Source organism: Arsenophonus sp. PmNCSU2021_1 (genome assembly GCF_036919435.1).
Lineage (GTDB): Bacteria > Pseudomonadota > Gammaproteobacteria > Enterobacterales > Enterobacteriaceae > Arsenophonus > Arsenophonus nilaparvatae.
Genome location: NZ_JAZHPL010000011.1, coordinates 330,738 through 351,698, shown reverse-complemented (window position 1 = coordinate 351,698; position 20,961 = coordinate 330,738). Strand labels below are relative to the sequence as shown.

The 20,961-nt window shown below is 46.4% G+C and carries 30 protein-coding genes and 1 pseudogene; 26 read left to right on the top strand and 5 right to left on the bottom strand.

Annotated elements, in window-relative coordinates; translation table 11 throughout:
* Positions 1–114: 114 nt before the first annotated feature.
* The 5 genes from V3224_RS27555 to V3224_RS30415 all read left to right on the top strand — a co-directional run bounded on the left by V3224_RS27555 (position 115) and on the right by V3224_RS30415 (position 2,409).
* On the top strand, positions 115–642 hold the full coding sequence (locus V3224_RS27555; RefSeq protein ID WP_334473596.1) for a phage antirepressor N-terminal domain-containing protein: 528 nt from the start codon (positions 115–117) through the stop codon (positions 640–642).
* A 21-nt stretch (positions 643–663) separates the two neighbouring features.
* Entirely contained in the window at positions 664–870 is a 207-nt protein-coding gene (locus V3224_RS27550; protein WP_334473594.1) for a hypothetical protein, read from the top strand.
* Positions 871–1,028: 158 nt separating this feature from the next.
* Positions 1,029–1,718: a Rha family transcriptional regulator gene (locus tag V3224_RS27545; RefSeq protein ID WP_334468946.1), complete on the top strand. Its 690-nt coding sequence runs from the start codon at positions 1,029–1,031 to the stop codon at positions 1,716–1,718.
* The gene (locus V3224_RS27540) at positions 1,715–2,194 is read left to right on the top strand and encodes a lysis protein (RefSeq protein ID WP_334473592.1); all 480 of its coding nucleotides are present in this window, start codon (positions 1,715–1,717) and stop codon (positions 2,192–2,194) included. Before V3224_RS27545 ends, V3224_RS27540 begins: the two co-directional genes overlap by 4 nt.
* The gene (locus V3224_RS30415; RefSeq protein ID WP_442891109.1) at positions 2,191–2,409 is read left to right on the top strand and encodes a DUF551 domain-containing protein; all 219 of its coding nucleotides are present in this window, start codon (positions 2,191–2,193) and stop codon (positions 2,407–2,409) included. The genes V3224_RS27540 and V3224_RS30415 overlap by 4 nt, the downstream gene beginning before the upstream one ends.
* 43 nt (positions 2,410–2,452) lie before the next feature.
* Here the strand turns inward: V3224_RS30415 and V3224_RS27535 are convergent, their stop codons facing one another.
* On the bottom strand, positions 2,453–3,001 hold the full coding sequence (locus tag V3224_RS27535) for a hypothetical protein (RefSeq protein WP_334473679.1): 549 nt from the start codon (positions 2,999–3,001) through the stop codon (positions 2,453–2,455).
* A gap of 26 nt (positions 3,002–3,027) precedes the next feature.
* Between V3224_RS27535 and V3224_RS27530 the strand changes: the two genes are divergently transcribed.
* A complete protein-coding gene (locus V3224_RS27530) occupies positions 3,028–3,372 on the top strand; it encodes an HNH endonuclease (protein ID WP_334473678.1) in 345 nt (114 codons plus the stop codon).
* A 10-nt stretch (positions 3,373–3,382) separates the two neighbouring features.
* Here V3224_RS27530 and V3224_RS27525 read toward each other — a convergent pair whose 3' ends face one another.
* Positions 3,383–3,670: a helix-turn-helix domain-containing transcriptional regulator gene (locus tag V3224_RS27525; RefSeq protein ID WP_442891128.1), complete on the bottom strand. Its 288-nt coding sequence runs from the start codon at positions 3,668–3,670 to the stop codon at positions 3,383–3,385.
* A gap of 30 nt (positions 3,671–3,700) precedes the next feature.
* Complete coding sequence (locus V3224_RS27520; protein WP_334473674.1) at positions 3,701–4,027, bottom strand: type II toxin-antitoxin system RelE/ParE family toxin; 327 nt, start codon at positions 4,025–4,027, stop codon at positions 3,701–3,703.
* 187 nt (positions 4,028–4,214) lie between these two features.
* Here V3224_RS27520 and V3224_RS27515 point away from each other — a divergent pair.
* Positions 4,215–4,361, top strand: a pseudogene (locus tag V3224_RS27515) (phage terminase small subunit P27 family); the annotation flags it as partial.
* A 28-nt stretch (positions 4,362–4,389) separates the two neighbouring features.
* Here V3224_RS27515 and V3224_RS27510 read toward each other — a convergent pair.
* Positions 4,390–5,262: an IS982 family transposase gene (locus tag V3224_RS27510; protein WP_334467716.1), complete on the bottom strand. Its 873-nt coding sequence runs from the start codon at positions 5,260–5,262 to the stop codon at positions 4,390–4,392.
* A gap of 72 nt (positions 5,263–5,334) precedes the next feature.
* Here V3224_RS27510 and V3224_RS27505 point away from each other — a divergent pair, with 72 nt between their 5' ends.
* The 18 genes from V3224_RS27505 to V3224_RS27420 all read left to right on the top strand — a co-directional run bounded on the left by V3224_RS27505 (position 5,335) and on the right by V3224_RS27420 (position 19,937).
* Entirely contained in the window at positions 5,335–5,715 is a 381-nt protein-coding gene (locus V3224_RS27505) for a phage terminase small subunit P27 family (RefSeq protein WP_334470719.1), read from the top strand.
* Positions 5,715–7,472: a terminase large subunit gene (locus V3224_RS27500; RefSeq protein ID WP_334470720.1), complete on the top strand. Its 1,758-nt coding sequence runs from the start codon at positions 5,715–5,717 to the stop codon at positions 7,470–7,472. The genes V3224_RS27505 and V3224_RS27500 overlap by 1 nt, the downstream gene beginning before the upstream one ends.
* Before the next feature lie 147 nt (positions 7,473–7,619).
* Positions 7,620–8,858 (top strand): phage portal protein, encoded by a 1,239-nt coding sequence (locus tag V3224_RS27495; RefSeq protein WP_334473673.1) that lies wholly within the window; start codon positions 7,620–7,622, stop codon positions 8,856–8,858.
* Positions 8,851–9,450 carry an HK97 family phage prohead protease gene (locus tag V3224_RS27490; RefSeq protein ID WP_334473671.1) on the top strand — a complete coding sequence of 200 codons (600 nt, stop codon included), beginning with the start codon at positions 8,851–8,853 and terminating at the stop codon, positions 9,448–9,450. Before V3224_RS27495 ends, V3224_RS27490 begins: the two co-directional genes overlap by 8 nt.
* 10 nt (positions 9,451–9,460) lie before the next feature.
* The gene (locus V3224_RS27485; protein WP_334473669.1) at positions 9,461–10,681 is read left to right on the top strand and encodes a phage major capsid protein; all 1,221 of its coding nucleotides are present in this window, start codon (positions 9,461–9,463) and stop codon (positions 10,679–10,681) included.
* Positions 10,682–10,763: 82 nt separating this feature from the next.
* The gene (locus tag V3224_RS27480; protein ID WP_334473668.1) at positions 10,764–11,087 is read left to right on the top strand and encodes a head-tail connector protein; all 324 of its coding nucleotides are present in this window, start codon (positions 10,764–10,766) and stop codon (positions 11,085–11,087) included.
* Positions 11,084–11,491 carry a phage head closure protein gene (locus V3224_RS27475; RefSeq protein WP_334472416.1) on the top strand — a complete coding sequence of 136 codons (408 nt, stop codon included), beginning with the start codon at positions 11,084–11,086 and terminating at the stop codon, positions 11,489–11,491. Before V3224_RS27480 ends, V3224_RS27475 begins: the two co-directional genes overlap by 4 nt.
* Positions 11,472–12,017, top strand: a complete 546-nt coding sequence (locus V3224_RS27470; protein WP_334473667.1) for a hypothetical protein — start codon at positions 11,472–11,474, stop codon at positions 12,015–12,017. The genes V3224_RS27475 and V3224_RS27470 overlap by 20 nt, the downstream gene beginning before the upstream one ends.
* Positions 12,017–12,553, top strand: a complete 537-nt coding sequence (locus V3224_RS27465; protein WP_334473665.1) for a phage tail terminator protein — start codon at positions 12,017–12,019, stop codon at positions 12,551–12,553. The genes V3224_RS27470 and V3224_RS27465 overlap by 1 nt, the downstream gene beginning before the upstream one ends.
* Positions 12,550–12,822 carry a DUF2635 domain-containing protein gene (locus V3224_RS27460; RefSeq protein ID WP_334473663.1) on the top strand — a complete coding sequence of 91 codons (273 nt, stop codon included), beginning with the start codon at positions 12,550–12,552 and terminating at the stop codon, positions 12,820–12,822. The genes V3224_RS27465 and V3224_RS27460 overlap by 4 nt, the downstream gene beginning before the upstream one ends.
* Positions 12,819–14,318: a phage tail sheath subtilisin-like domain-containing protein gene (locus V3224_RS27455; protein ID WP_334473662.1), complete on the top strand. Its 1,500-nt coding sequence runs from the start codon at positions 12,819–12,821 to the stop codon at positions 14,316–14,318. The genes V3224_RS27460 and V3224_RS27455 overlap by 4 nt, the downstream gene beginning before the upstream one ends.
* A complete protein-coding gene (locus tag V3224_RS27450) occupies positions 14,318–14,683 on the top strand; it encodes a phage tail tube protein (RefSeq protein WP_334473660.1) in 366 nt (121 codons plus the stop codon). Before V3224_RS27455 ends, V3224_RS27450 begins: the two co-directional genes overlap by 1 nt.
* Positions 14,680–15,003, top strand: a complete 324-nt coding sequence (locus V3224_RS27445) for a phage tail assembly protein (protein ID WP_334473658.1) — start codon at positions 14,680–14,682, stop codon at positions 15,001–15,003. Before V3224_RS27450 ends, V3224_RS27445 begins: the two co-directional genes overlap by 4 nt.
* An 84-nt stretch (positions 15,004–15,087) precedes the next feature.
* Positions 15,088–16,971: a phage tail tape measure protein gene (locus tag V3224_RS27440; protein WP_334473656.1), complete on the top strand. Its 1,884-nt coding sequence runs from the start codon at positions 15,088–15,090 to the stop codon at positions 16,969–16,971.
* A gap of 21 nt (positions 16,972–16,992) precedes the next feature.
* A complete protein-coding gene (locus tag V3224_RS27435) occupies positions 16,993–17,244 on the top strand; it encodes a hypothetical protein (protein WP_334473655.1) in 252 nt (83 codons plus the stop codon).
* Between the two features lie 5 nt (positions 17,245–17,249).
* Positions 17,250–17,504: a hypothetical protein gene (locus V3224_RS27430; RefSeq protein ID WP_334473653.1), complete on the top strand. Its 255-nt coding sequence runs from the start codon at positions 17,250–17,252 to the stop codon at positions 17,502–17,504.
* A gap of 52 nt (positions 17,505–17,556) precedes the next feature.
* Entirely contained in the window at positions 17,557–18,879 is a 1,323-nt protein-coding gene (locus V3224_RS27425; RefSeq protein ID WP_334473652.1) for a DNA circularization protein, read from the top strand.
* On the top strand, positions 18,876–19,937 hold the full coding sequence (locus V3224_RS27420) for a phage baseplate assembly protein (RefSeq protein WP_334473651.1): 1,062 nt from the start codon (positions 18,876–18,878) through the stop codon (positions 19,935–19,937). The genes V3224_RS27425 and V3224_RS27420 overlap by 4 nt, the downstream gene beginning before the upstream one ends.
* Here the strand turns inward: V3224_RS27420 and V3224_RS27415 are convergent.
* Positions 19,934–20,347, bottom strand: coding sequence for a hypothetical protein (locus V3224_RS27415; protein WP_334473650.1), 414 nt, complete (start codon positions 20,345–20,347; stop codon positions 19,934–19,936). The genes V3224_RS27420 and V3224_RS27415 overlap by 4 nt on opposite strands.
* 47 nt (positions 20,348–20,394) lie before the next feature.
* Here V3224_RS27415 and V3224_RS27410 point away from each other — a divergent pair, with 47 nt between their 5' ends.
* Complete coding sequence (locus V3224_RS27410) at positions 20,395–20,961, top strand: phage baseplate assembly protein V (RefSeq protein ID WP_334473648.1); 567 nt, start codon at positions 20,395–20,397, stop codon at positions 20,959–20,961.

The following is a 20,961-nucleotide window of genomic DNA, read 5'->3' as shown; positions in this document are numbered from 1 at the left end:
CATCGAACCTGAACCATTTGAAATGAGCCTTTGAGGAAGTCGGTTAGTGCTGGCGAGCCTCGATGGACTGATTTCCTGTGCGGCAAAGGTTCATTTCAAATTAAGGAAAACGTAATGAACACAATCACTGTTCCTTTTCATGGCAACGCACTGTATATCGTTAACCACAACGGAGAACCGTATACCCCGATGAAACCTATTGTTGAGGGCATGGAGATGGATTGGGCATCTCAATTTACAAAGTTAAAACAACGATTTAATACAACCATTGCGGAAATCACAATGGTTGCAGAAGACGGTAGAACACGAAAGATGCTTTGCCTTCCGCTTCGGAAACTTGCTGGTTGGCTTCAAACAATTAACCCCAACAAGGTCAAGCATGAAATCCGTGACAAAGTCGTTCAGTACCAAGAGGAGTGTGATGACGTACTCTATGAATACTGGACTAAAGGGCAAGTTGTCAATCCTCGTAAACGCAGCATCATGCAGGAACTTAATACAGCATGTGCGGAATTAAAAACTGATAAGGCGATTGCCAGCTTATTCGGTACCGGATTGAGTGAATGGAAAAATATTAAGGCAGCACATACGAAGAAGGTTAAGGGTTTAATTGAAGAAGCTCAATTGTTGTTAACTTTTTAAGGAAGCACAGTAGCCATCATTATGAACAACCTAGAATTCATTGAAAAACATGTAATAACTGAATTGATGAAGCAAGGATATGACCAATCTGTGGCACGAATCAGTGCAGACATAGCGAAAGAACATTATCGCCGAAATACCGCCAGTGCAAAAGGCAAGATGTTTGTAGATTGTCTGTATGTTGCCAAAGTCTGGGCTGGAAAGTATCAGCCTCAAATCAATAAATAATCAAGCAGTTCAAAACCATTCTACGCACCATGCCCGGTGCATATCAACCATGAGCCTTTTGGGATAGAGCCTTGAGGATAGCCGGTGGCAATCATCGCGCCGACTCATGGGCTGGCTATTTCTGGGCACGAGGCTCTATCACTAAAAGGAAATAAGCAATGCAATTAGTGGAAATAAAGAAATTTGATCTTGTAGCGAATACTATGGCGATTGCTGAGGGGGTTGAGAAAGATCATGACACCATTATCAAGCTTGTTGACCGTAACAAAGCTGATCTGGAAGAGTTTGGGCCACTCGGATTTGAAATCCGTATGGTTGAGAGAAGCCAAGGCGGTGGCAAGCCTCTTCGTGTTGCATTTCTCAACGAGCAGCAAACTACACTCTTAATTACCTACATGCGCAACAATGATGCTGTTCGTGTATTCAAGAAGAAGCTGGTTTCCGAGTTCTTCCGTATGCGCAAGGCATTGGCGGGCAAGAAGATGGATCGCAATACCGCCCGGATTGAGTACCGTCCAATGACCGATGCCATCAAACACGAACGCGAAGTACAAGGGAAAACCATCGCGCCACACCATTTCAGTAACGAGGCTGATTTAATAAACCGCATTGCACTTGGTATGACATCTGCAAAATTTCGTGTCCACCATGAAATAGGCAAGAAAGAGTCCATTCGTGACTATCTAACACCAGAGCAGATCCATTGCATTACCGAATTGCAACGTGCCAACACGGTATTCATTGCTATGGGGTGGGACTTTGAGCAGCGTAAATCTACGTTAATGGGGATATTCGACAAAAATCATCGCCAGCCATTGATTGAAGAGCAACACAGGTTGGCAGCATGATGCGTTGGCAATTCCCTATTGTAGCTGGACTCATTGTCTCGGTACTAGGTGCAACCTTGTATTATCGAACACTGTATTACGACACTGAAAAAGCACGAAAGATTGCTGTATCTGATAGGGAAAAACAACAGGTTGCATTTGAGCAGTTAAGCCATCAAATGCAGACCATCTCAGCATTGGATACACAACACACCAAAGAGCTTGAACATGACAAGAACCTTATTGCCCAGCTTGAGCGCGATGTGGCTGCTAATCGTCGCCGGTTGCGCGTCAACACAACCTGTTCCAATGTGTCCGCCAATACCACCTCCTCCAGCCTGGATGATGCAACCCGCGCCAGACTTGACTACACCGCTCAACGAAATTATTTCACCCTCAGACGAAGAATCGAAGTTGCGGAAGAGCAGATAAACGGCTTGCAAAACTATGTGCGGCAAGTCGTCTTGTCTCATCAACACGAAGCGAAGAATAAATGAACTGGATTGATTGTTGTATACGTATGCCAGAGATAAACAATAAAGTACTTATTTATCGAAAGGATAGAAAAGAATATCTGGTGGGTGTTTATCTTGGTAATTCTCAGTTTCACTATGCAGATTGTTGCCAGGGTATTCAGAAAACTTGCAGAGCTAGCCATTGGATGCCGTTACCTGAGCCGCCGAAAACGAAAAGTAAGACAAGCGCCCCCTAGACGCTTCGATCCTTAACAATCTGAACATTCCCGTTCACTATATTTAGACAGTAAAGCCTCGCATTGGATCACAAGAAGACCTGTGCATTGCAAAAACGGAGCGGCAAGAATGACAACAACATTGAGAAAAATATCTTTCTTTTTCGCTATCACAAAAATGATTTTCGTGCGGCTGAAGTATCGATATTACTTTGCGTGTAAAACAATTTGGACAAAGATGCACTGTTGTCTCGGTGCCATTCATGGTTTCCTTCTTAGAATATACAAACGTACCCGATTCAAGTTGATTCAAAATATAACCTTCAGCCTCGCGCGCAAAGTTTTCGAACTCGGCAATTTTTGCTTTGAGATGCGCTATTTGTTCTTTCTGCGATTGAATTACCTCACCGAGACCGAAACAGTCAGATTGAAGATTAAATAGTTTTCTCTCTAGTTCAAAAATGCTTGCTTTAACGTCAGCATCAGTTTTAGCTTCACTTATGGTTTTCGCGAGACTAATAGTTTCTTTAAGTGCGACCATAGCCGCTGATAATTCAGTTATCACTTTGATTACTCTTTTTTTGTTGGGAAATAACAGACGCCACCACAGCATGAACCATCAACAACGGATGATAGAATATGCCCAGCCGAATTCCTAGACCTTGCCGTAAACACGGCTGCCCTAATACCACGACAGCACAATATGGCTACTGTGAGCAGCACAAAAACGAAGGCTGGGTTCAGCATCAACGCGGTAGAACGCGGCAACAACAAGGTTATGGTCGACAGTGGGAAATTCTTAGAGCCAGAATCCTGAAACGCGATAAGTACCTTTGCCAAACGTGCCTACGACAAGGGATTGCTACTGAAGCTAAAGCCGTTGACCACATTAAGGCAAAAGCCTTCGGCGGCACAGATGACGAAGCCAATCTACAAGCAATTTGTCAGGCTTGCCACCGAGCTAAAACAGCAAAAGAACATTAAATTATATAATTCATTGAGTTGCAGTAGAGGCCGTATGTATAGGTTGAATCGCTAAACGTAGTCCCATAGCACGCAGAATTGCAGTCAAACTGCGTACTTCAGGATTACCTGATTCTGATAAAGTGCGATACAGTTGGTTTGGATTTAATTCTGCTGATTTGGCTACTTTCCTAACACCACCTAATGCTTCCGCCATTTGACGGAGAGCAATTAAGAGTTCTCCCTGTTCTCCATCTTCCAAAATGCTATTTAATAGCTCGATAGCATAGTTAGGATCGTTGCGGAAAACTTCTGCCATAGCTATGTCGTGCGCTCTGTCTCTCATTTATTAATCTCCTGTCCGTTGTTGCCAGTCATGCCAGTAGGAACATGCTCGGTCTATATCTGCGTTTTGTTTGCGTTTATCACCTCCGCAGAGCAGTAAAACGACAGTTAGGTTAATTTTAGTGTAATAAACACGATAGCCTGGGCCTACGTCTATACGTAGTTCCCACACGCCCTCACGGACAGGTTTATGGTCACCGAAATTTCCTAGTTCTATGCGCATAATACGTCGGTCAATAGCGATCTTGGCTTTTGTGTCGCTAATTTGATCTCGCCACTCGCTAAAGTGATCCCGTCCGTTTTTATCAAGGTAGTGCCTTATATGATGCATAGTTAACACTATCGTTTATAAACGATAATTTGTCAACAAGCACATCATTATATCAATGGTAGGGGGAGGTAAAATCACTATATAAACAACAGGTTAGGAGCGGACGGCCTCCTTTTCTTACATCCCCGCAGGTTAGAAAACCTTTTTATCGGTACCCCCACCGCGTGATTAATAGGAGTTTTCAATTATGTCTGGGCCACCTAAAACCCCGACCCATCTACGTTTGGTTAGGGGGAACCCATCAAAACGCCCAATTAATAAAAGCGAGCCACAACCCACAAAAGGGGTTCCCCCAACACCAAAACATTTCAACAAGCAGGAAAAATACTGGTTTAACCTGAGTTCGGGATAAGCATTATCAATTATACTTGAAGATACGTACCTGCAACAGGTATCTTTGGTTTAGATGGCATTAAACAATATGCAACCAGTCCGCCTAATAAATTCACTACAAAGTTAGCCGGAGAGCGATGTCGCGTATGCTCTATTTGACAAAGATTTTTTAACTCATCAAATACCGTTTCAATGACAGAACGATGACGCAAGATGGCTTTGTCGAAACAAGTCTGTTTAATAGGCTTCATTTTCTTCTTGATATTCGTTATAAGGCTAATTCCCATCGTTTTGAGTTGCTGTTTCAGTGAAGCCGATAAATACCCTTTATCTGCGTACAAACAACCAGAAAGATCCTTTGTCAGCTCAGGCAATGGTTTCCGATCATCGGTGTTTCCTGGTGTGAGTCGAAAACTGAGTATTTCCCCCAAATGATTGATAATTACATGAAGCTTGAAACCAAAGAACCAACCTGTTGAATTTTTTCCCCGTTCAGCTATCCCATTGAAGACTTTATGTCTGCGGATCCGTAAGTTATCACACACCGCTATCGGAGTAGAATCGGCAACCGATAGCCCCGTGCATTTTCCCTTAATTGACTCAAACAGTGCCGTTAACGCTAAGGCACTACGCGGAAGTAACTCTACACAGCGTGAATAGGATGGCAAGTTAGGAAATTCCTTCCGGAGATATAAGCGGACATAATAGAGATAAAATACCTTGAATTGCCTGAATCGGAGTTGATGAAACAACACAACCAGTGTCATCATTTCCGCCAACGAAAGCTGAGTAGACCGTCTACGACGCTTAGTACCGTTAGTCAGCAAATATTCATGCATTTTTGGCTCGAAGTCTTTGCAAAAATCATCCATCAGGCAATAAAGTTCAGTAAGATTTTCCATAATTGTTTAACAATGCTCTACTCTTTAACCAGACTGTTAGAGTATTTTAACAAAACAGGCTCATTCAACTATTTGAATATCAAGACTTTCTCTTTATTTCTTATCCCGAACTCAGGTTGGTTTAAGGTTTTGAGCGAGCGTCTCGATAGTATCGGAGTGCTCACCGTGCTTGATGCTATGGCGCTTGAATTGTTGGTTGGTGCTTATATCGAGTGGAGACGTCACCGTGACGTTATCGAGCAGGAGGGGGAGTCTTACAAAACCACCTCGGCTGATGGCAGCGTGATGATCCGTCCTCATCCGCAAGTTGCCATGATGGCTGATGCGTGGAAGCGTATTTGCAGGATGCAAGCCGAATTCGGCATGACGCCAGCGAGTCGCTCAAAAGTCAATGTTAACGAAGCAGAGACCATAGATCCGTTCGCGGCCTTGTTAAGCAAAAGGGAGGACTGATGGCAACGGTTGCCGAAGGTATCCGCTATGCCGAGCGCGTGGTGTCTGGCGAGATACTAGCGTGTCAATATGTCCGTCTGGCCTGTCTACGCTTTCTGGATGACCTTAAAAACGGCGAAGAGCGCGGCATTTATTTCAGCCAGCCTCGCGCCCAGCATGTACTTAATTTCTATAAAGTTATCCCCCACGTCAAAGGTAATCTTGCTGGTCAGTCGATTGATCTGATGGATTGGCACACCTTTATTCTGATCAATATTTTTGGTTTCGTTATTCCATTGATTGACGAGAAAACCGGTGAAATGGTTCTTAAGTCTGACGGCAGCGGCAAGCCTGTGATGGTACGGCGTTTTCGTACTGCCTACAACGAAGTGGCGCGAAAGAACGCCAAGTCCACGCTTTCATCGGGGATTGCCCTGTACATGACGGGGGCGGACGGCGAAGGGGGTGCAGAAGTCTATTCCGCAGCGACCACGCGAGATCAGGCTCGCATTGTATTTGATGATGCCAAGAGCATGATTAAAAAGGCTCCATTAACACTTGGACGTTTTTTTGAATTTAACAAGCTGGCTATCTATCAGGAACATTCTACCTCTCGTTTTCAACCGCTATCCTCAGATGCTCACAGCCTGGATGGTTTAAATATTCACTGTGGCATAGTGGATGAACTTCACGCTCACAAAACCCGTGATGTGTGGGATGTACTGGAAACAGCAACCGGGGCTCGTCTGCAATCGCTAATTTTTGGTATCACCACGGCGGGATTTAACAAGGAAGGCATTTGCTACGAACTTCGAGACTACGCCATTAAGGTATTGCGCGGTGTTGATAGCAAGGTTGAAGGGGCAATCAAAGATGATACCTTTTTTGCCATCATCTATACGCTCGATGAAAACGACGATCCCTTTGATGAAAGCGTCTGGTTAAAAGCGAATCCCGGATTGGGTATCTGTAAACGCTGGGATGATTTACGCCGCTTGGCAAAAAAAGCACAAGAGCAGGTTTCCGCCCGTGTGAACTTTTTTACCAAGCATATGAATATGTGGGTGACGGCGGAATCAGCATGGATGGACATGATCAAGTGGGAAAAATGCAAATATATCGCGCCACAGTATGAATTAAACACCTATCCACTGTGGGTAGGCGTTGATCTATCAAACAAAATTGACATTTGTGCGGCAGTTAAAGTCTGGCGGACGAATGAGGGTCATGTTCCTCTCGATGGTAAATTCTGGCTCCCAGAGGGACGGCTAGCGCGCTGCTCACGCCAAATGGCAGAAATGTACCGCAAGTGGGCGGCGCTGGACATGCTTACTTTGACGGAGGGGGATGTTATCGACCATGCGCAAATCAAGGAAGCGCTACAGGCTTGGGTGTCAGGCGAAAGTTTGAAAGAAATTGCTGTCGATCCGTGGAGTGCGACCCAATTCAGTTTATCGCTTGCTGAAGCGGGTTTGCCGCTGGTTGAGGTGCCGCAAACGGTAAAAAACTTATCCGAAGCCATGAAAGAGGTGGAGGCGCTGGTTTATAGCGAACGTCTGCATCATACACAAAATCCGTTAATGAACTGGATGATGTCGAATATCACGGTGAAAATCGATAAAAACGACAATATTTTCCCCAATAAATCAACACCTGAAGCAAAAATTGATGGCCCTGTGGCCTTATTTACCGCGATGAGTCGCGTATTAGTTAATGGTGGCAACAAAACTGATTTTCTCTCAACACTGGATCCTATCGAAGATCTCCTAATGCTATGAAACATTTAATCATTGATATTATCGGGCTGGTCGGTTTTGGCTTGCTCTCCGCTGGAGTGTACCTGCAATTTGGTCTGCCCTGTTCACTGATGTTTTCCGGTACTCTCGTGCTGGCATGGGCGCTATTAGCCGCCATGAGGAGGAGACATGCTACTTGATGCCATTTTCCGCCATGAACCACTGGAAAACCCCAAAACGGGCATGAGTACAGAGATGGCAGAGACAGACGGACTATTCCGATCAGGCACCTACGTTAATCCTGAAACCGCGCTGAAACTGGCTGCCGTCTATTCCTGTATCACCGTGCTAGCGTCAAACATTGCCCAAATGCCGCTTCATGTGATGAGAAAAACGGATAAAGGCGTCGATATTGCCCGCGATCATCCGGCTTTCTATCTGGTTCATGATGAGCCAAATACGTGGCAAACGAGTTACAAGTGGCGTGAATTAACTCAACGGCATATTTTGGGCTGGGGCAATGGTTTTACGCGAGTAATACGCTCTCGTCGGGGCGAAGTGCTATCACTGGAAGCCTGTATGCCGTGGGAAACCACACTGATGAATACGGGAGGACGCTATACCTACGGCGTTTACAACGAACAAGGCCATTTTGCAGTATCGATGGACGATATGATCCACATTCAAGCACTGGGCAATAACCAGAAAATGGGGTTAAGTCCGATTTTGCAACATGCTGATACGATTGGCATCGGCATGAGTGGACAACACTATACGGCTAGTTTCTTTGCAGGTAATGGACGACCTAGCGGCATCGTTTCAGTCAAAGGAGAAATTAAAGACGACGGCTGGTTACGATTAAAAGCGCTATGGACTAATGCTATGTTGGCATTACGGCGCGAAGAGAATAAAACGCTACTTTTGCCAGCGGATTTAGATTACAAGGCGCTGACCGTTTCGCCAGTCGATGCACAAATTATTGACATGATGAAACTCAATCGTTCAATGATTGCCGGTATTTTTAATTTGCCGTCACATATGATTAACGATTTGGAGAAAGCCACCTACAGCAATATCACTGCGCAAGCCATTCACTTTGTACGCTATAGCATCATGCCCTGGGTGGCCAACTGGGAGCAGGAGCTTAACCGGCGTCTATTTACTCGCGCTGAGCGACGTGCAGGCTTTTACGTGCGTTTTAATCTGGCTGGTTTGATGCGCGGAACCCCCCAAGAACGTGCTCAATTCTATCATTACGCCATTATTGATGGTTGGATGAGTCGCAATGAAGCACGGGCCTTTGAGGACATGAATCCGGTAGATGGGCTAGATGAGATGCTGGTCAGCGTCAATGCCGCCAACCCAATCCCTTTAACGACCGATGAAGAGACAAAAGAAAAAATCAAAGAGGAAATTGCCGATGTTTGACAGGGAAACGCGCTGTTACAGCGGAGAAATCAGGGCGGAACAGCAGGATGCCCAGCCATCACGAATTATTGGCTATGGCTCTGTTTTTAATAGTCGCTCAGAGCCATTATGGGGATTTAGAGAGATTATCAAGCCCAACGCATTTGATGGTGTGCTCAATGATGATGTCAGAGCGTTATTTAATCATGATGCTAATTTTATTTTGGGTCGTACGGTAGCCGGAACACTGGCGTTATCGGTGGATGAACGCGGTTTGCAGTACGACATCTGTGCACCCGATACCCAGACAATCCGCGATTTGGTGCTGGAGCCAATGCGAAGAGGCGATATTGACCAATCATCCTTTGGATTTCGCGTTGCTCACGATGGTGAGCATTGGTATGAGGACGACGAAGGCATGGTAATACGTGAAATCCATCGGTTTTCCCGGCTTTTCGATGTCAGTCCCGTCACTTATCCGGCCTATCAGGATACGGACTCGGCTGTCCGATCACTAAAAGCCTGGCAGCAAGCAAAAGAAACCGGTGTGCTTCAACACGCCATCAACCAAAGAATGGCGCGCGAGCGTCTATTGACTTTATTAAATGTTTAAAGGATACAAGATGAAACTCCACGAGTTGCAACAAAAACGCCAGACTGTAGCGACCGAGATGCGGGCGCTCAATGAAAAAATTGGCGATAACGCCTGGACGGATGAACAACGTACTGAGTGGAATAAGGCCAAAACGTCGTTACAAAGGCTCGATGAACAGATTGCCCGTGAAGAGGAATTGCGCCAACTGGATCAGGCGGTTGTCGATGAACAAGCGACAGAACAGCGCAAAAGTTTGGACAAAAGCAACCCAGAATATGAAGGTGAACGGCGCACAGCGGCATTCGACAAATTCTTGCGTTGCGGGCTGGGTGAGATGAGTTCAGAAGAACGTCAAGCATTGCGAGAGCTTCGCGCACAGGGTACAACACCCGACGACAAGGGCGGCTATACCGTTCCTAAAGTGATGTTAAACAAAATCGTCGATTCAATGAAAGCGTATGGTGGGATCGCCAGTGTCGCGCAAATTCTCATGACCTCTGACGGCCAGCCGATTACCTGGAGTACATCAGATGGCACGGCCGAAGAGGGGGAACTGCTTGCAGAAAATACAGCGGTCAGCGAAGGGGATGTTACCTTTGGCACGGCAAGCCTGGGCGCAAAAAAGTTATCATCAAAAATGATTAAAGTTTCCAATGAATTATTGCAAGACAGTGGCGTTGATATTGAAGGCTACTTGGCTGCGCGTATTGCCCAACGGCTGGGACGCGGCGAAGCAAAATATTTAGTGCAAGGTAGCGGTTCGGGTACCCCGCTGGAACCCAAAGGACTCGAAGCTTCGGTGACTGGGACAACGAATACCGCAGCAGTAGACAAGTTCACGTGGCAAGAAATATTGGCATTAAAACACAGCATTGATCCGGCTTATCGCAATGGCGGCACCTTCCGTTTGGTGTTTAACGATAATACGTTAAAAATGCTCAGTGGAATGGAAGATGCCCAGAAGCGTCCCCTATGGCTACCTGAAATTGTCGGTGTCGCGCCAGCGACTGTGCTCAATATCCCTTATGTGATTGATCCTGCTATTGCTGATATCGGTAAAGGGAAAAAGTTCATTTACTGCGGGGATTTTAACCGCTTTATCGTCCGGCGCGTTAGCACGATGACGTTAAAACGTCTGGTTGAACGCTATGCCGAGTATGACCAGACCGCCTTTGTCGCTTTCCATCGATTTGATTGTGTGCTGGAAGATACAGCCGCTATCAAGGCGCTGGTTGGCAAGTCCACTTAATCCCTGGACGACTTAAAAAACCAAGATGACCGCCATTCGCGGTTTTTTTATGCCCGTCATTCGGCGGGCATAGGAGCTACTTATGTTGCTAAAACTGGAAGAAATTAAGGCACAATGCCGAGTGGAACCCGATATGACGGATGCAGATGCTTTGCTTGAATTTTATGGCAGCGCTGTACAAGCCAGAACCGAAACGTATTTGAATCGAAAATTGTACGCACCCAAAGCCGCAATCCCTGCTGATGACCCTACCGGCATGCATCTCACGGATGATATCAAACTCGCCATGTTGTTACTGGTCTCGTATTACACCGAAAATCGCTCGACAGTATCGGAGGTACAAAAAATCGAGTTGCCGATGAGTTTTAAATGGAATGTGCAGCCTTATCGGATTATCCCGCTATGAAACTACGACATGTAGAAACCAGTGCCACGTATAGGTATCCCGATCCAGGGGAACTCAATACGCGGATTACGGTTCGTCGTCATCGGAATACGCCTGATGACAAGGTGGGATTTGATGATAGCTATCCTGACGGCTTTAAGGCATGGGCAAAGGTCATGCAGGTTGGCGCAACAATCTATCAAAACTCTGCGCAACTTAATGATTTAATCACCCATTTTATTACGCTTCGTTATCGCCACGACCGTCATATTAAGCGTGATTATCAAGTGATTATTCAAGATAAGGTGTTCCAGGTTAAGCGAGTCCGTGATTTGAATTATGCCCACCGTTTTTGGCTGCTGGAATGTAAAGAATTAGGGCATGAACCGCCAAGGAGGCTGACGCATGGACATTTTACATATTGATTTTGAACAACCCAAAGAACTGGTTTTTAATCGTGCGCGGTTGAGAAAAGGCTTCGCAAAAATCGGTCAGGCGCATGCTCATGTTGCCAGACGGTTAGCCAGACGCATACGCGGGCGTTCTTCCAGAGCAGGCGAAACGCCAGCAAGTCAAACGGGAGCGCTAGCACGTTCCATTGCATATAACGTCCCGAGATCCTCGAAAAAACGTCCAGGGCTGATGGTCAAGATTGCGCCTAGCTGGAAAGGAGAAAAGCGTAAAAACCTATGGGGAAGAGGAGGAGTACCCATACAGGGCACTTATTATCCCGCTATCCTTCATTATGGTGTCAAGCAGGCTTCCTATGGCATGTCAAAAAAGGATCGTCGACACAAACGCCACCATGCAATGAATGGAGGTTGGCGTATTGAGCCGCGTGAAAACTATATGGTTGAAGCTCTGGAAAAACTGAAAGGTTGGACACAGCACACACTCAGCGACGAACTTCGACAATCACTTCGGCCTCAACCCCGAAAAAGGAAGAAATAATGAAACTCAGCCCGGTTATTATCGCGCTGCGTACTTATTGCCCTCGCTTTGAACAACGGATAGGCGGCGCTGCTGAATATGGCGCGGCTCTCGAATGTACTCACCTAGAATTACCGTCGGCGTATGTAGTCCCTGTTGGATCTACTGTTGGCGAACAACGTTCGCAAACCGATTATTGGCAAGTGTTAACTGACCAGTTTTCTGTGATTGTCATTATTAATAACAGCGATAAACGCGGTCAATACGCCTCCTGTGATTTGATTGATGAAATACGCAGTGAAATCTGGCGCGCACTCCTGGGTTGGATACCCGATCCGGCCTACGGTGCGATTGAATATGCAGACGATGAATATCTTGATATGAACCAGGATGAATTGATCTGGCAATTTAATTTTAAAGTAGAAACAGAAATCAACGCCGAAGACACACGGCAATACGCGGATCTCAATAATTTACCCGATTTACATACCGTTGCTATTGATGTGAACGAACAGTCAGGCAACGTAAAATCGCACCTGGAGATAAATATAAAATGATGGGTACTCAACCAGAGATTGTTTTTATTAAGCCTAAGCACGGGCGAAAAGTGCCTATTCCACAATATATGCACGATACCCAAGAATATTTCGGTAAATATTTACCCGAAGAAGGATTGTATGTTCAAAAAACGCTTTTTTGGATCAGAAGAAAACAGGACGATGATATTGAAGAAGTGAGTCAATCTGATAGTCCCCCAATTGTGCAAGAGATGACTAATACCGCAAAAAACCAAGATAAAAAAGCGAAAGAGGAGACGCAGGAATGACCATTAGCTTTAATACCGTGAACGCCAATCTGCGTGTACCTGGTTTTTCTCCAGAAATGGATAACAGTGCTGCCAATACGATGCAAGCCAGTGGGCCGGCGCTGCTTATTGGCCATGCATTACCCCATTCACAAATAACCTTAAATTCACCCATTATCATGCCCTCGGCAGAAAAGATGCAACAATTAGCCGGTCGGGGCAGCCAGTTACACCGCATGGTGCAAGCGTATCGCCGGATTGATGCTGTCGGTGAACTGTTTGTCATTGCCGTACCTGAAACGACGGGCACCGCAGCAAAAGGTGAGATTGTGATAAGTGGCACTGCAACCGATTCCGGTGTCGTCACACTCTATATTGGCAATCAGCGTATTTTAGCGGCCATTAAGAAATCGGATACGGCGAATACGGTTGCCGCCGCCCTTGGCAAGGCCATTAACGATAACGGGGACTTACCCGTCACCGCGACGATGGATGCTGACAAAATCAGCTTGACGGCAAAACATAAAGGGTTAACGGGCAACGATATTCCCTTGATGCTGAACTATTATTCGCCGACAGGTGGTGAGCATACTCCGCATGGTCTTAATATTACCATTACTGCCATGAGTGGTGGCGCTGGCTCACCCGATATGGATAGCGTTATCAGCGCAATGGGTGACTTGTTATTTGATTTTATTGGTTTGCCTTTCGCTGATTCTGCTTCACTGCAAAAGATGGGTGCGGCGATGAACAACGATAATGGGCGTTGGAGTCCCTATCAGCAGTTGTACGGACATGTTTATACCGCCAAAAAAGGGACAGTCAGCGAACTGGTCTCTTTTGGTGCCCCCATTAATGATCCGCATCTCACCATCGCTGGATACGAACCCGCAATCCAAACCGTGCTTGATGAACTGGTTGCGGCACGACTGGCACGGTGCGCGATATTTTTGCGAAATGATCCGGCCAGACCCACCCACACAGGTGAGTTAAACGGGGTATTACCCGCACCGTCTGGCAAGCGCTTCACCTTGACAGAGCAGCAATCACTGCTTTCACACGGTATCGCCACCGCCAATGTCGAAGGTGGCGTATTACGCATTCAGCGCGATGTAACGACGTATCAGAAAAACAGTTACGGGGTGGCTGATAACAGCTACCTGGACAGTGAAACACTCTATACCAGTGCCTATGTTTTGCGGCGATTAAAATCCGTCATAACCAGCAAATACGGGCGGCAAAAACTGGCTAGTGATGGTACACGATTCGGCGCAGGGCAAGCGATTGCTACGCCAGCGGTGATTAAAGGCGAACTCTGTGCGGTTTATCGCCAACTGGAAAATGAAGGGATTGTCGAAAATTTCGATGCTTTTCGTAAAAAGCTGATTGTCGAGAGTAACAAGGATGACCCTAACCGGATTGATGTCGTCTTTCCTGCGGATTATATCAACCAACTGCGGGTATTTGCGTTAGTGAATCAATTTCGTCTGCAATATAACAATGGTGAGGTGATGTAATGACGGGTACAAGAAAAATAGGCGGCGTCTTGTATGTTAAAGTAGATGGTAATCAATTATCACTGAACGGTACGCTTGAATTACCTATCAATACCGTCATTCGAGAGGACATTGTCGGCGCTGATGGCAGTGTACATTACAAAGAAACGCACAAGGCACCGTATATTAAGGCTGAATTCAAAGTAGAACGCAGTTTTCCCATACAAAAATTAACCTCTGCTGATGAAATGACGATTACCGCCGAATTAGCTAACGGCATGGTGTACGTATTGTCTGGCGCATGGTTGTCAGGTGAATCTACCTATAACCCACTTGAAGGAACAGTCGAGATGGAATTTCACGGAGATGAAGGATTTTATCAATGAAATCAATTACACTCAGTAAGCCAATTAAGGTACAGAACAAAGAAATATCGGTATTGGATATTCAGGAACCGACGTTTGATCAGGTAGAAAAATTTGGTATTCCGTTTAGTTATTCGGAGCGAGGCGATACACGCCTGGATACGCGCTCAGCGCTCGCTTATCTTCCTGAGCTTGCTAATATCCCACGCTCTTCAGCGCAACAGTTATCGTTACATGATGTATTTGTCGCCTCAATGACCATCGTGAGTTTTTTTACCGGTGCCCAGAACTTGGTAGTCTCAGACGACGATTTTACAACGTTGCCTGGTTCTGGCGACTGAATCCCCTTGAATTACGCCAGCATCCGCTAAGCCAGTTCTTTGATCTGGAAGCGGAGGCGGTTCGCATCAACGAGGAGCGACAGGGTGGCTAATAGTTTTGAGTTAAAAGCAATCATCACTGCCGTCGATAAACTCTCTGCCCCGTTAAAGGGGATGCGGCGTGAAATGAAGTCCTTCAAGAAGGAGTTTAGCGCAGGACTGGCAGGGGCTGCTGCATTAGGGGCTGGCGTTGTTACCGCAATGGCTGGCCCTATCAAGCAAGCGATAGACTTTGAATCAACGATGGCCGATGTCCGCAAGGTGGTTGATTTTGATACGCCTGCGCAGTTTAAACAGATGTCGGAAGATATTCTTAAGCTGTCGGCAGCATTGCCGATGGCCGCAGATGGCATTGGTCAGATTGTGGCCGCAGGCGGTCAGGCCGGGATAGCGAAAGAAGAATTAATGTCCTTCGCTCAATCCGCTGTGAAAATGGGTATCGCCTTTGACCAGACGGCTGAGCAATCTGGGCAAATGATGGCACAGTGGCGGACGGCATTTCGGTTGACGCAAAATGATGTCGTCTCGCTGGCCGATAAAATCAACACCCTTGGCAATAACGGGCCAGCCAATGCTGCAAAAATCTCTGACATTGTGACCCGCATTGGCCCACTGGGTGAAGTGGGCGGTCTCGCCTCCGGTGAGATAGCGGCCCTTGGCGCGACCATTGCCGGAATGGGTGTTGAGTCAGACGTGGCGGCAACCGGCATCAAGAACTTTATGCTGGCGTTAACCAAAGGGAAATCAGCGACAAAATCACAAAAAGTAGCGCTACACACCTTAAAAATCAGCCCGAAAAAACTGGCCGCACAGATGCAGAAAGATGCGAAAGGCGCCATGTTGATGGTGCTGAAAGCCCTTGAAAAATTGCCTAAAAAAGATCAGATGGCATTATTAAATGATTTGTTTGGCTCTGAATCCCTTGGAGCCATTGCGCCACTACTCACCAACCTTAAATTACTGGAAGTTAACCTGGATCGCGTCGCCGATAAACAAAAGTACGGCGGCTCAATGCAGAAGGAATACGCTAGCCGTGCAGCAACCACGGCAAATGCTATCCAACTGTTTAAAAATCAGATGCATGTGGCCAGCGTGAGTATTGGTAGTATTTTTCTGCCTTCAATTGTTGAAGCGACAGAGAAAATCCAGCCGTTGATTGAACAATTTCGCACCTGGGTAAAAGCTAATCCAGAACTGATTAAATCCTTCGCCAAGTGGGGTGTTTATCTACTGGGCAGCGCAACAGCAGTCGGTGTTGTCACCCGTGCTTTCAGGATTTTTAACAGTGTGATGAAAATGTCGAGGCTAGGTAAACTGGTCACGTTAATGGTAATAGCCGGTGGACTTATTGTCGACAACTGGGAAACGATCGGCCCGATTATTAAAGCGGTCTGGCAAGATATTGATGGCGTTATTCAGGCAATGGGCGGTTGGGAAACCGTGCTCGCAGGCATTCTAATTTTTGTGACGACGAAATGGTCGGTCGATATGGTGAAATCGATTCGGAATGTCACCCGTGAGATGAAAACATTGGCTAAAAACAGTCCCTCTGGCATCAAGGGCGTACTGGGAAAACCCGGGCTGATTGGGGGGATATCAATGGGCGTCGAACCGCTTGTCGACAAGGGTCTTAATGCGGTATTTGGGGGTAATGAATGGTTTCAAAACCTCCGGACAGCGCGGGATTGGAGCGAATTTGGTCGTTCAATTATTGGCAACAGTCATTTACTTAAAGATGACAAGGGTAACTGGCAATTTACGGAAGATCCCAAAAAGACCCTGGATTCATTTAGCAAAACTGAGCCCCGAGACGGTGAAGTCAGGCTTATCTTTGAAAATACCCCACAGAGTATGCGTGTCGCCCCAGTTGGTAATGCCCTACCCTGGCTGAGTTACGATGTCGGTTATAACCGATTTTCCAAACAGTGAGTAAAATAAAGGAGAAGTCATATGAGTTTTTTAACAATAGACGTTGATAATTACGATAATGGAAACGCCTACGAGCCAACGAAAACGATAGGGATTAATTTTGAGGCTATAGGAGAAATAAGAAAATTGGAAGGTGTATCTCTTCCTGAGATATTAATTCTTTCCGAAAGGAAATCTTTTAAAAATACAAAAGAACGTGATAATTATTTCGAGTATATAGCTAGTAAATTAGAGGCGATTGATTTATCACCAAAAGAAAATAATAAGGAGTGACAATCATGAAATTTGTAAGAATAAAATATCGTGAAGATGATGAAAACCAAGATGTGATAGTTAACTTATCAAAAATCCCTCGTATTGATAGGACTTTTCCCAATAAGCTCAATCCTAATCTTACTTATGACATTTTATTTGCTGCGCCAGGGGGCGGATTTTATCGATTAAAATTTAATAACAAAGCAGATGCCGATAATTATTTTAATTATGTGATGGAAAAACTTCGTACTGTTGATCTGAAAAATAAGCCCTGGTAATACAATAACATTTGTTGATTAAAATCACATTTATTTAAATATAGAGGGTTAGATGACGAGCTGGAAAGATAACTTGCGTCCAGCGTCTTTTCGCGGCGTACCGTTCCAGGTAGAAGACGACGAGGGGACGTTCGGACGGCGTGTACAGGTTCACGAATACCCGAATCGAGATAAGCCGTATACAGAAGATTTAGGGCGTGCCACACGGCGTTTTAACATTGGTGCTTATCTGGTCGGTGATGATTTTTTCGAGGCCAGAGATCGGCTTATTGCGGCTATCGACACGCCAGGGCCTGGAACGTTGGTGCATCCCTATTACGGTGAAATCGCGGTCTGTATCGATGGTGAAGTGAGAGTGAGCCATAGCGGACGCGAAGGCCGCATGTGCCGCGTCAGTTTTAGCGTGGTCGAAGCCGGTGAATTATCTTTCCCTATTGCGGGTATCGCCACGAGTCACACACTGATTTCTTCCAGTTCCACGCTCAATGATCGAATTGGGGCTGTTTTTGCTGATTTAGGGTTAAAAGGATTGGCAGATTTTAGCCAGAATGGTGTGTTAAATCAGGCTAAATCCATGATAAGCCATGTTACCAAAGCTTTTGATACTATCGATAGCGGCATTACCGCAGCATCAAGACTGCTACACGGTGATATTTCTGTGCTGCTTAAATCTGGCTCATCGGGTAAAGGGTTTGTGGAAGCCATACAGCGGATGTGGCGATCTGGCAGGCGTACTATTCAGGATGCAGCAACACTGGCACAGCAAATCAAGACGCTATCCGGTGTAACTCTGGGGCATGATTTAGCGCCGCGTGGAGTATGGAAAAGCGACAGGCCAAGTATACAGTCTGAACGTAGGCGCAGTAATCGTATTGCAGCTTTGTTGCGTGCCACGGCCATCCACGAGGCGACGTGGCGATTAACCCAACTCCCCCCACCACGTACCGCCATGTTACCGATTAATCAACGTGAGAAACGTCAGATACACGTCAATATTTCCCATCCCGCATTACACGCGGTTTCTCATGCGGCAGGCAGCCACACAGAAGGACTCGCGGCGGTCACGTGGGATGCATTGGTCACGGTGCGAGAAACCCTGAATCAGGCTATCGAGCACGAACAGGCATTAACGCTTGATGATGCGCTGTTCCTTGCCTTGCAACAGGTGAAAACCGATGCCAACCGGGATATTGCAACACGACTGGCACAAGTTGAAAAAACGGTTACTCGAACACCCGAAACGGTGCTACCCGCACTGGTGTTGGCGGCCAACTGGTATGATAATGCCGCACGAGAAACCGATATCACCAGCCGAAATGCCGTTAATCATCCTGGCTTTATACCGGTTAAACCCTTGAGAGTACCTGCAAGATGAGCGATCACGTGACATTGCGCGTCAACGGGCGCGAATGGGGCGGCTGGACACGTGTTCAGATTTCAGCAGGCATAGAGCGACTCTCACGCGATTTCAATGTCGAAATCACCCGCCAATGGCCTGGTGGATCAGGAAGCGTACCGTTACAACCCAGAATTAAAAAAGGTGAACTTGTCGAAGTCCTCATCGGTCAGGATAAAGTCCTCACCGGCTGGATTGAAGCCACACCGATACGTTATGACGCTAAAAGTATCCAGGTTGGTATCAGTGGTCGTAGTAAGACAGCAGATTTAATCGACTGTGCTGCGAATACGACGCTTTTTACGGGCAAAACCTTACATCAAATCGCGTCAGAACTGGCAAAACCGTTTAGCATTAAGGTCATTAGCCAAAAGGCCCCAAAAACGCCGCTACAGGCTTTTCAGGCCGATTACGGCGAAACAGTACACGAAGTATTAAACAAGGCGCTAGGAAGCCAACAGGCGCTCGCCTGGGATGATGAAGAGGGCAATCTGTTAATTGGTACAGTCGGCAATGATCGTGCGACAACGGCGCTTGTCTGGGGAGAAAATATTCTCACCTGTGATACGGAACAGAGTATCCGTGAACGCTTTTCGGAATATCAGGTTGCGGGTCAACGATCGGGTGATGATGACGATTTCGGGGAAGCCACGCTGACAGCACTCCGCGCCAGAGCCAGGGATAGCCAGATAACGCGCTATCGTCCGCAACATATCCAGCAATCCGGCAATGCAACTGGAGCCAGTTGTCGCGCTCGGAGTCAATTTGAAGCGCAGCAACGGGCAGCCAGAACCGAGGAAACCACTTATACGGTGCAAGGTTGGCGGCAAGGTGACGGCAGTCTGTGGAAACCTAACCAGCGGGTTATTGTTTTTGATCCCGTGCTCGGCTTTAACAATCGGGAACTGGTCATTAGCGAAGTTGTTTATACGCAGGATGAGAGTGGTACGTTATGTGAATTACGTGTTGCACCGGAAGCTGCTTATATTCCACCACTTGAGAAATTGAAAGCACTAGAGGAAGAAACTGATATTTAAAGAAACTTCATCGCAGCAATGGTCAAGCCAAACAATGTAACCATCAACCCACCCAGTTTAAAAAGTAAATCTTTGCTTATTATGCTGATATCTTTACGTACATCTAGTATTTGTAATTCAACCTTTTCAAAGCGATGTTCCATGTCCTTACGGACATCAGCTATTTCAGCAGATAAATCCTTGCGGACATCGGCTATTTCAGCAGATAAATCCTTACGGACATCGGCTATTTCTTTTCTAACATCAGATATATCACGCTTAACTTCTGCAATATCCGCTTTAGTTGCCACATCAGCAACCTCATGGGATTTGCGTACGACAAGCGAGATAGCCTTGGCTTGCTGACTGGTAAGTCCAGCGGTTTGAAGCTCTTCTGATGCTTGTAGTGTATCAAATGCAACTTGGCCCATTCCACAATCTCCTGTTTTTCTTAGTTTAACCTATTAATGAGTGAATTATGCAAAATATTTTTTCTACTTTGCAGCGCGGCCTTGCGCGTCTATGGTCGCGGGGGGTAGTGCAACGACTCGACAGTGGTAAAGCTTGCCAGAGCGTGGACGTGGCATTACTGGCAGGCGAAACGAAAGCCGGTATGGAGTACCTGGAGCCTTACGGTTTCACCTCGACGGCCCATGCCGGTGCAGAAGGTATAGCGCTATTCCTCGCGGGGGATCGCTCTCACGGCATTGTGATTAACGTTGCTGACCGACGTTCTCGATTAAAAAGCCTCAAAAGTGGTGAGGTGGCAATCTATACCGATGAGGGCGATAGCATCGTGCTCAAGCGTGGACGGTTGATAGAAGCCACCACAGAAACCTTTGTTATCAATGCAAAAAATAAGGTGGTACTCAACACTCAACAAGTAGAAACGCCTGGAAAGATCACGGCGGCACAATCCATCGTTTCACAGGCAGAAGTACAGGACAAAACCGGCTCATTGAGCACCATGCGAGCGCAGTACAATACCCACGATCACAAAGGTGATAGCGGTGGCATAACAGGCAAGCCCAATCAACAGATGTAA

What these genes read in the sequence shown, in the direction of transcription:
- V3224_RS27555 (WP_334473596.1), top strand. Translation starts at nt 115, where the DNA reads ATGAACACAATCACTGTTCCTTTTCATGGCAACGCACTGTATATCGTT.
- V3224_RS27550 (WP_334473594.1), top strand. Translation starts at nt 664, where the DNA reads ATGAACAACCTAGAATTCATTGAAAAACATGTAATAACTGAATTGATG.
- V3224_RS27545 (WP_334468946.1), top strand. Translation starts at nt 1,029, where the DNA reads ATGCAATTAGTGGAAATAAAGAAATTTGATCTTGTAGCGAATACTATG.
- V3224_RS27540 (WP_334473592.1), top strand. Translation starts at nt 1,715, where the DNA reads ATGATGCGTTGGCAATTCCCTATTGTAGCTGGACTCATTGTCTCGGTA.
- V3224_RS30415 (WP_442891109.1), top strand. Translation starts at nt 2,191, where the DNA reads ATGAACTGGATTGATTGTTGTATACGTATGCCAGAGATAAACAATAAA.
- V3224_RS27535 (WP_334473679.1), bottom strand. Translation starts at nt 3,001, where the DNA reads ATGCTGTGGTGGCGTCTGTTATTTCCCAACAAAAAAAGAGTAATCAAA.
- V3224_RS27530 (WP_334473678.1), top strand. Translation starts at nt 3,028, where the DNA reads ATGCCCAGCCGAATTCCTAGACCTTGCCGTAAACACGGCTGCCCTAAT.
- V3224_RS27525 (WP_442891128.1), bottom strand. Translation starts at nt 3,670, where the DNA reads ATGGCAGAAGTTTTCCGCAACGATCCTAACTATGCTATCGAGCTATTA.
- V3224_RS27520 (WP_334473674.1), bottom strand. Translation starts at nt 4,027, where the DNA reads ATGCATCATATAAGGCACTACCTTGATAAAAACGGACGGGATCACTTT.
- V3224_RS27510 (WP_334467716.1), bottom strand. Translation starts at nt 5,262, where the DNA reads ATGGAAAATCTTACTGAACTTTATTGCCTGATGGATGATTTTTGCAAA.
- V3224_RS27500 (WP_334470720.1), top strand. Translation starts at nt 5,715, where the DNA reads ATGGCAACGGTTGCCGAAGGTATCCGCTATGCCGAGCGCGTGGTGTCT.
- V3224_RS27495 (WP_334473673.1), top strand. Translation starts at nt 7,620, where the DNA reads ATGCTACTTGATGCCATTTTCCGCCATGAACCACTGGAAAACCCCAAA.
- V3224_RS27490 (WP_334473671.1), top strand. Translation starts at nt 8,851, where the DNA reads ATGTTTGACAGGGAAACGCGCTGTTACAGCGGAGAAATCAGGGCGGAA.
- V3224_RS27485 (WP_334473669.1), top strand. Translation starts at nt 9,461, where the DNA reads ATGAAACTCCACGAGTTGCAACAAAAACGCCAGACTGTAGCGACCGAG.
- V3224_RS27480 (WP_334473668.1), top strand. Translation starts at nt 10,764, where the DNA reads ATGTTGCTAAAACTGGAAGAAATTAAGGCACAATGCCGAGTGGAACCC.
- V3224_RS27475 (WP_334472416.1), top strand. Translation starts at nt 11,084, where the DNA reads ATGAAACTACGACATGTAGAAACCAGTGCCACGTATAGGTATCCCGAT.
- V3224_RS27470 (WP_334473667.1), top strand. Translation starts at nt 11,472, where the DNA reads ATGGACATTTTACATATTGATTTTGAACAACCCAAAGAACTGGTTTTT.
- V3224_RS27465 (WP_334473665.1), top strand. Translation starts at nt 12,017, where the DNA reads ATGAAACTCAGCCCGGTTATTATCGCGCTGCGTACTTATTGCCCTCGC.
- V3224_RS27460 (WP_334473663.1), top strand. Translation starts at nt 12,550, where the DNA reads ATGATGGGTACTCAACCAGAGATTGTTTTTATTAAGCCTAAGCACGGG.
- V3224_RS27455 (WP_334473662.1), top strand. Translation starts at nt 12,819, where the DNA reads ATGACCATTAGCTTTAATACCGTGAACGCCAATCTGCGTGTACCTGGT.
- V3224_RS27450 (WP_334473660.1), top strand. Translation starts at nt 14,318, where the DNA reads ATGACGGGTACAAGAAAAATAGGCGGCGTCTTGTATGTTAAAGTAGAT.
- V3224_RS27445 (WP_334473658.1), top strand. Translation starts at nt 14,680, where the DNA reads ATGAAATCAATTACACTCAGTAAGCCAATTAAGGTACAGAACAAAGAA.
- V3224_RS27435 (WP_334473655.1), top strand. Translation starts at nt 16,993, where the DNA reads ATGAGTTTTTTAACAATAGACGTTGATAATTACGATAATGGAAACGCC.
- V3224_RS27430 (WP_334473653.1), top strand. Translation starts at nt 17,250, where the DNA reads ATGAAATTTGTAAGAATAAAATATCGTGAAGATGATGAAAACCAAGAT.
- V3224_RS27425 (WP_334473652.1), top strand. Translation starts at nt 17,557, where the DNA reads ATGACGAGCTGGAAAGATAACTTGCGTCCAGCGTCTTTTCGCGGCGTA.
- V3224_RS27420 (WP_334473651.1), top strand. Translation starts at nt 18,876, where the DNA reads ATGAGCGATCACGTGACATTGCGCGTCAACGGGCGCGAATGGGGCGGC.
- V3224_RS27415 (WP_334473650.1), bottom strand. Translation starts at nt 20,347, where the DNA reads ATGGGCCAAGTTGCATTTGATACACTACAAGCATCAGAAGAGCTTCAA.
- V3224_RS27410 (WP_334473648.1), top strand. Translation starts at nt 20,395, where the DNA reads ATGCAAAATATTTTTTCTACTTTGCAGCGCGGCCTTGCGCGTCTATGG.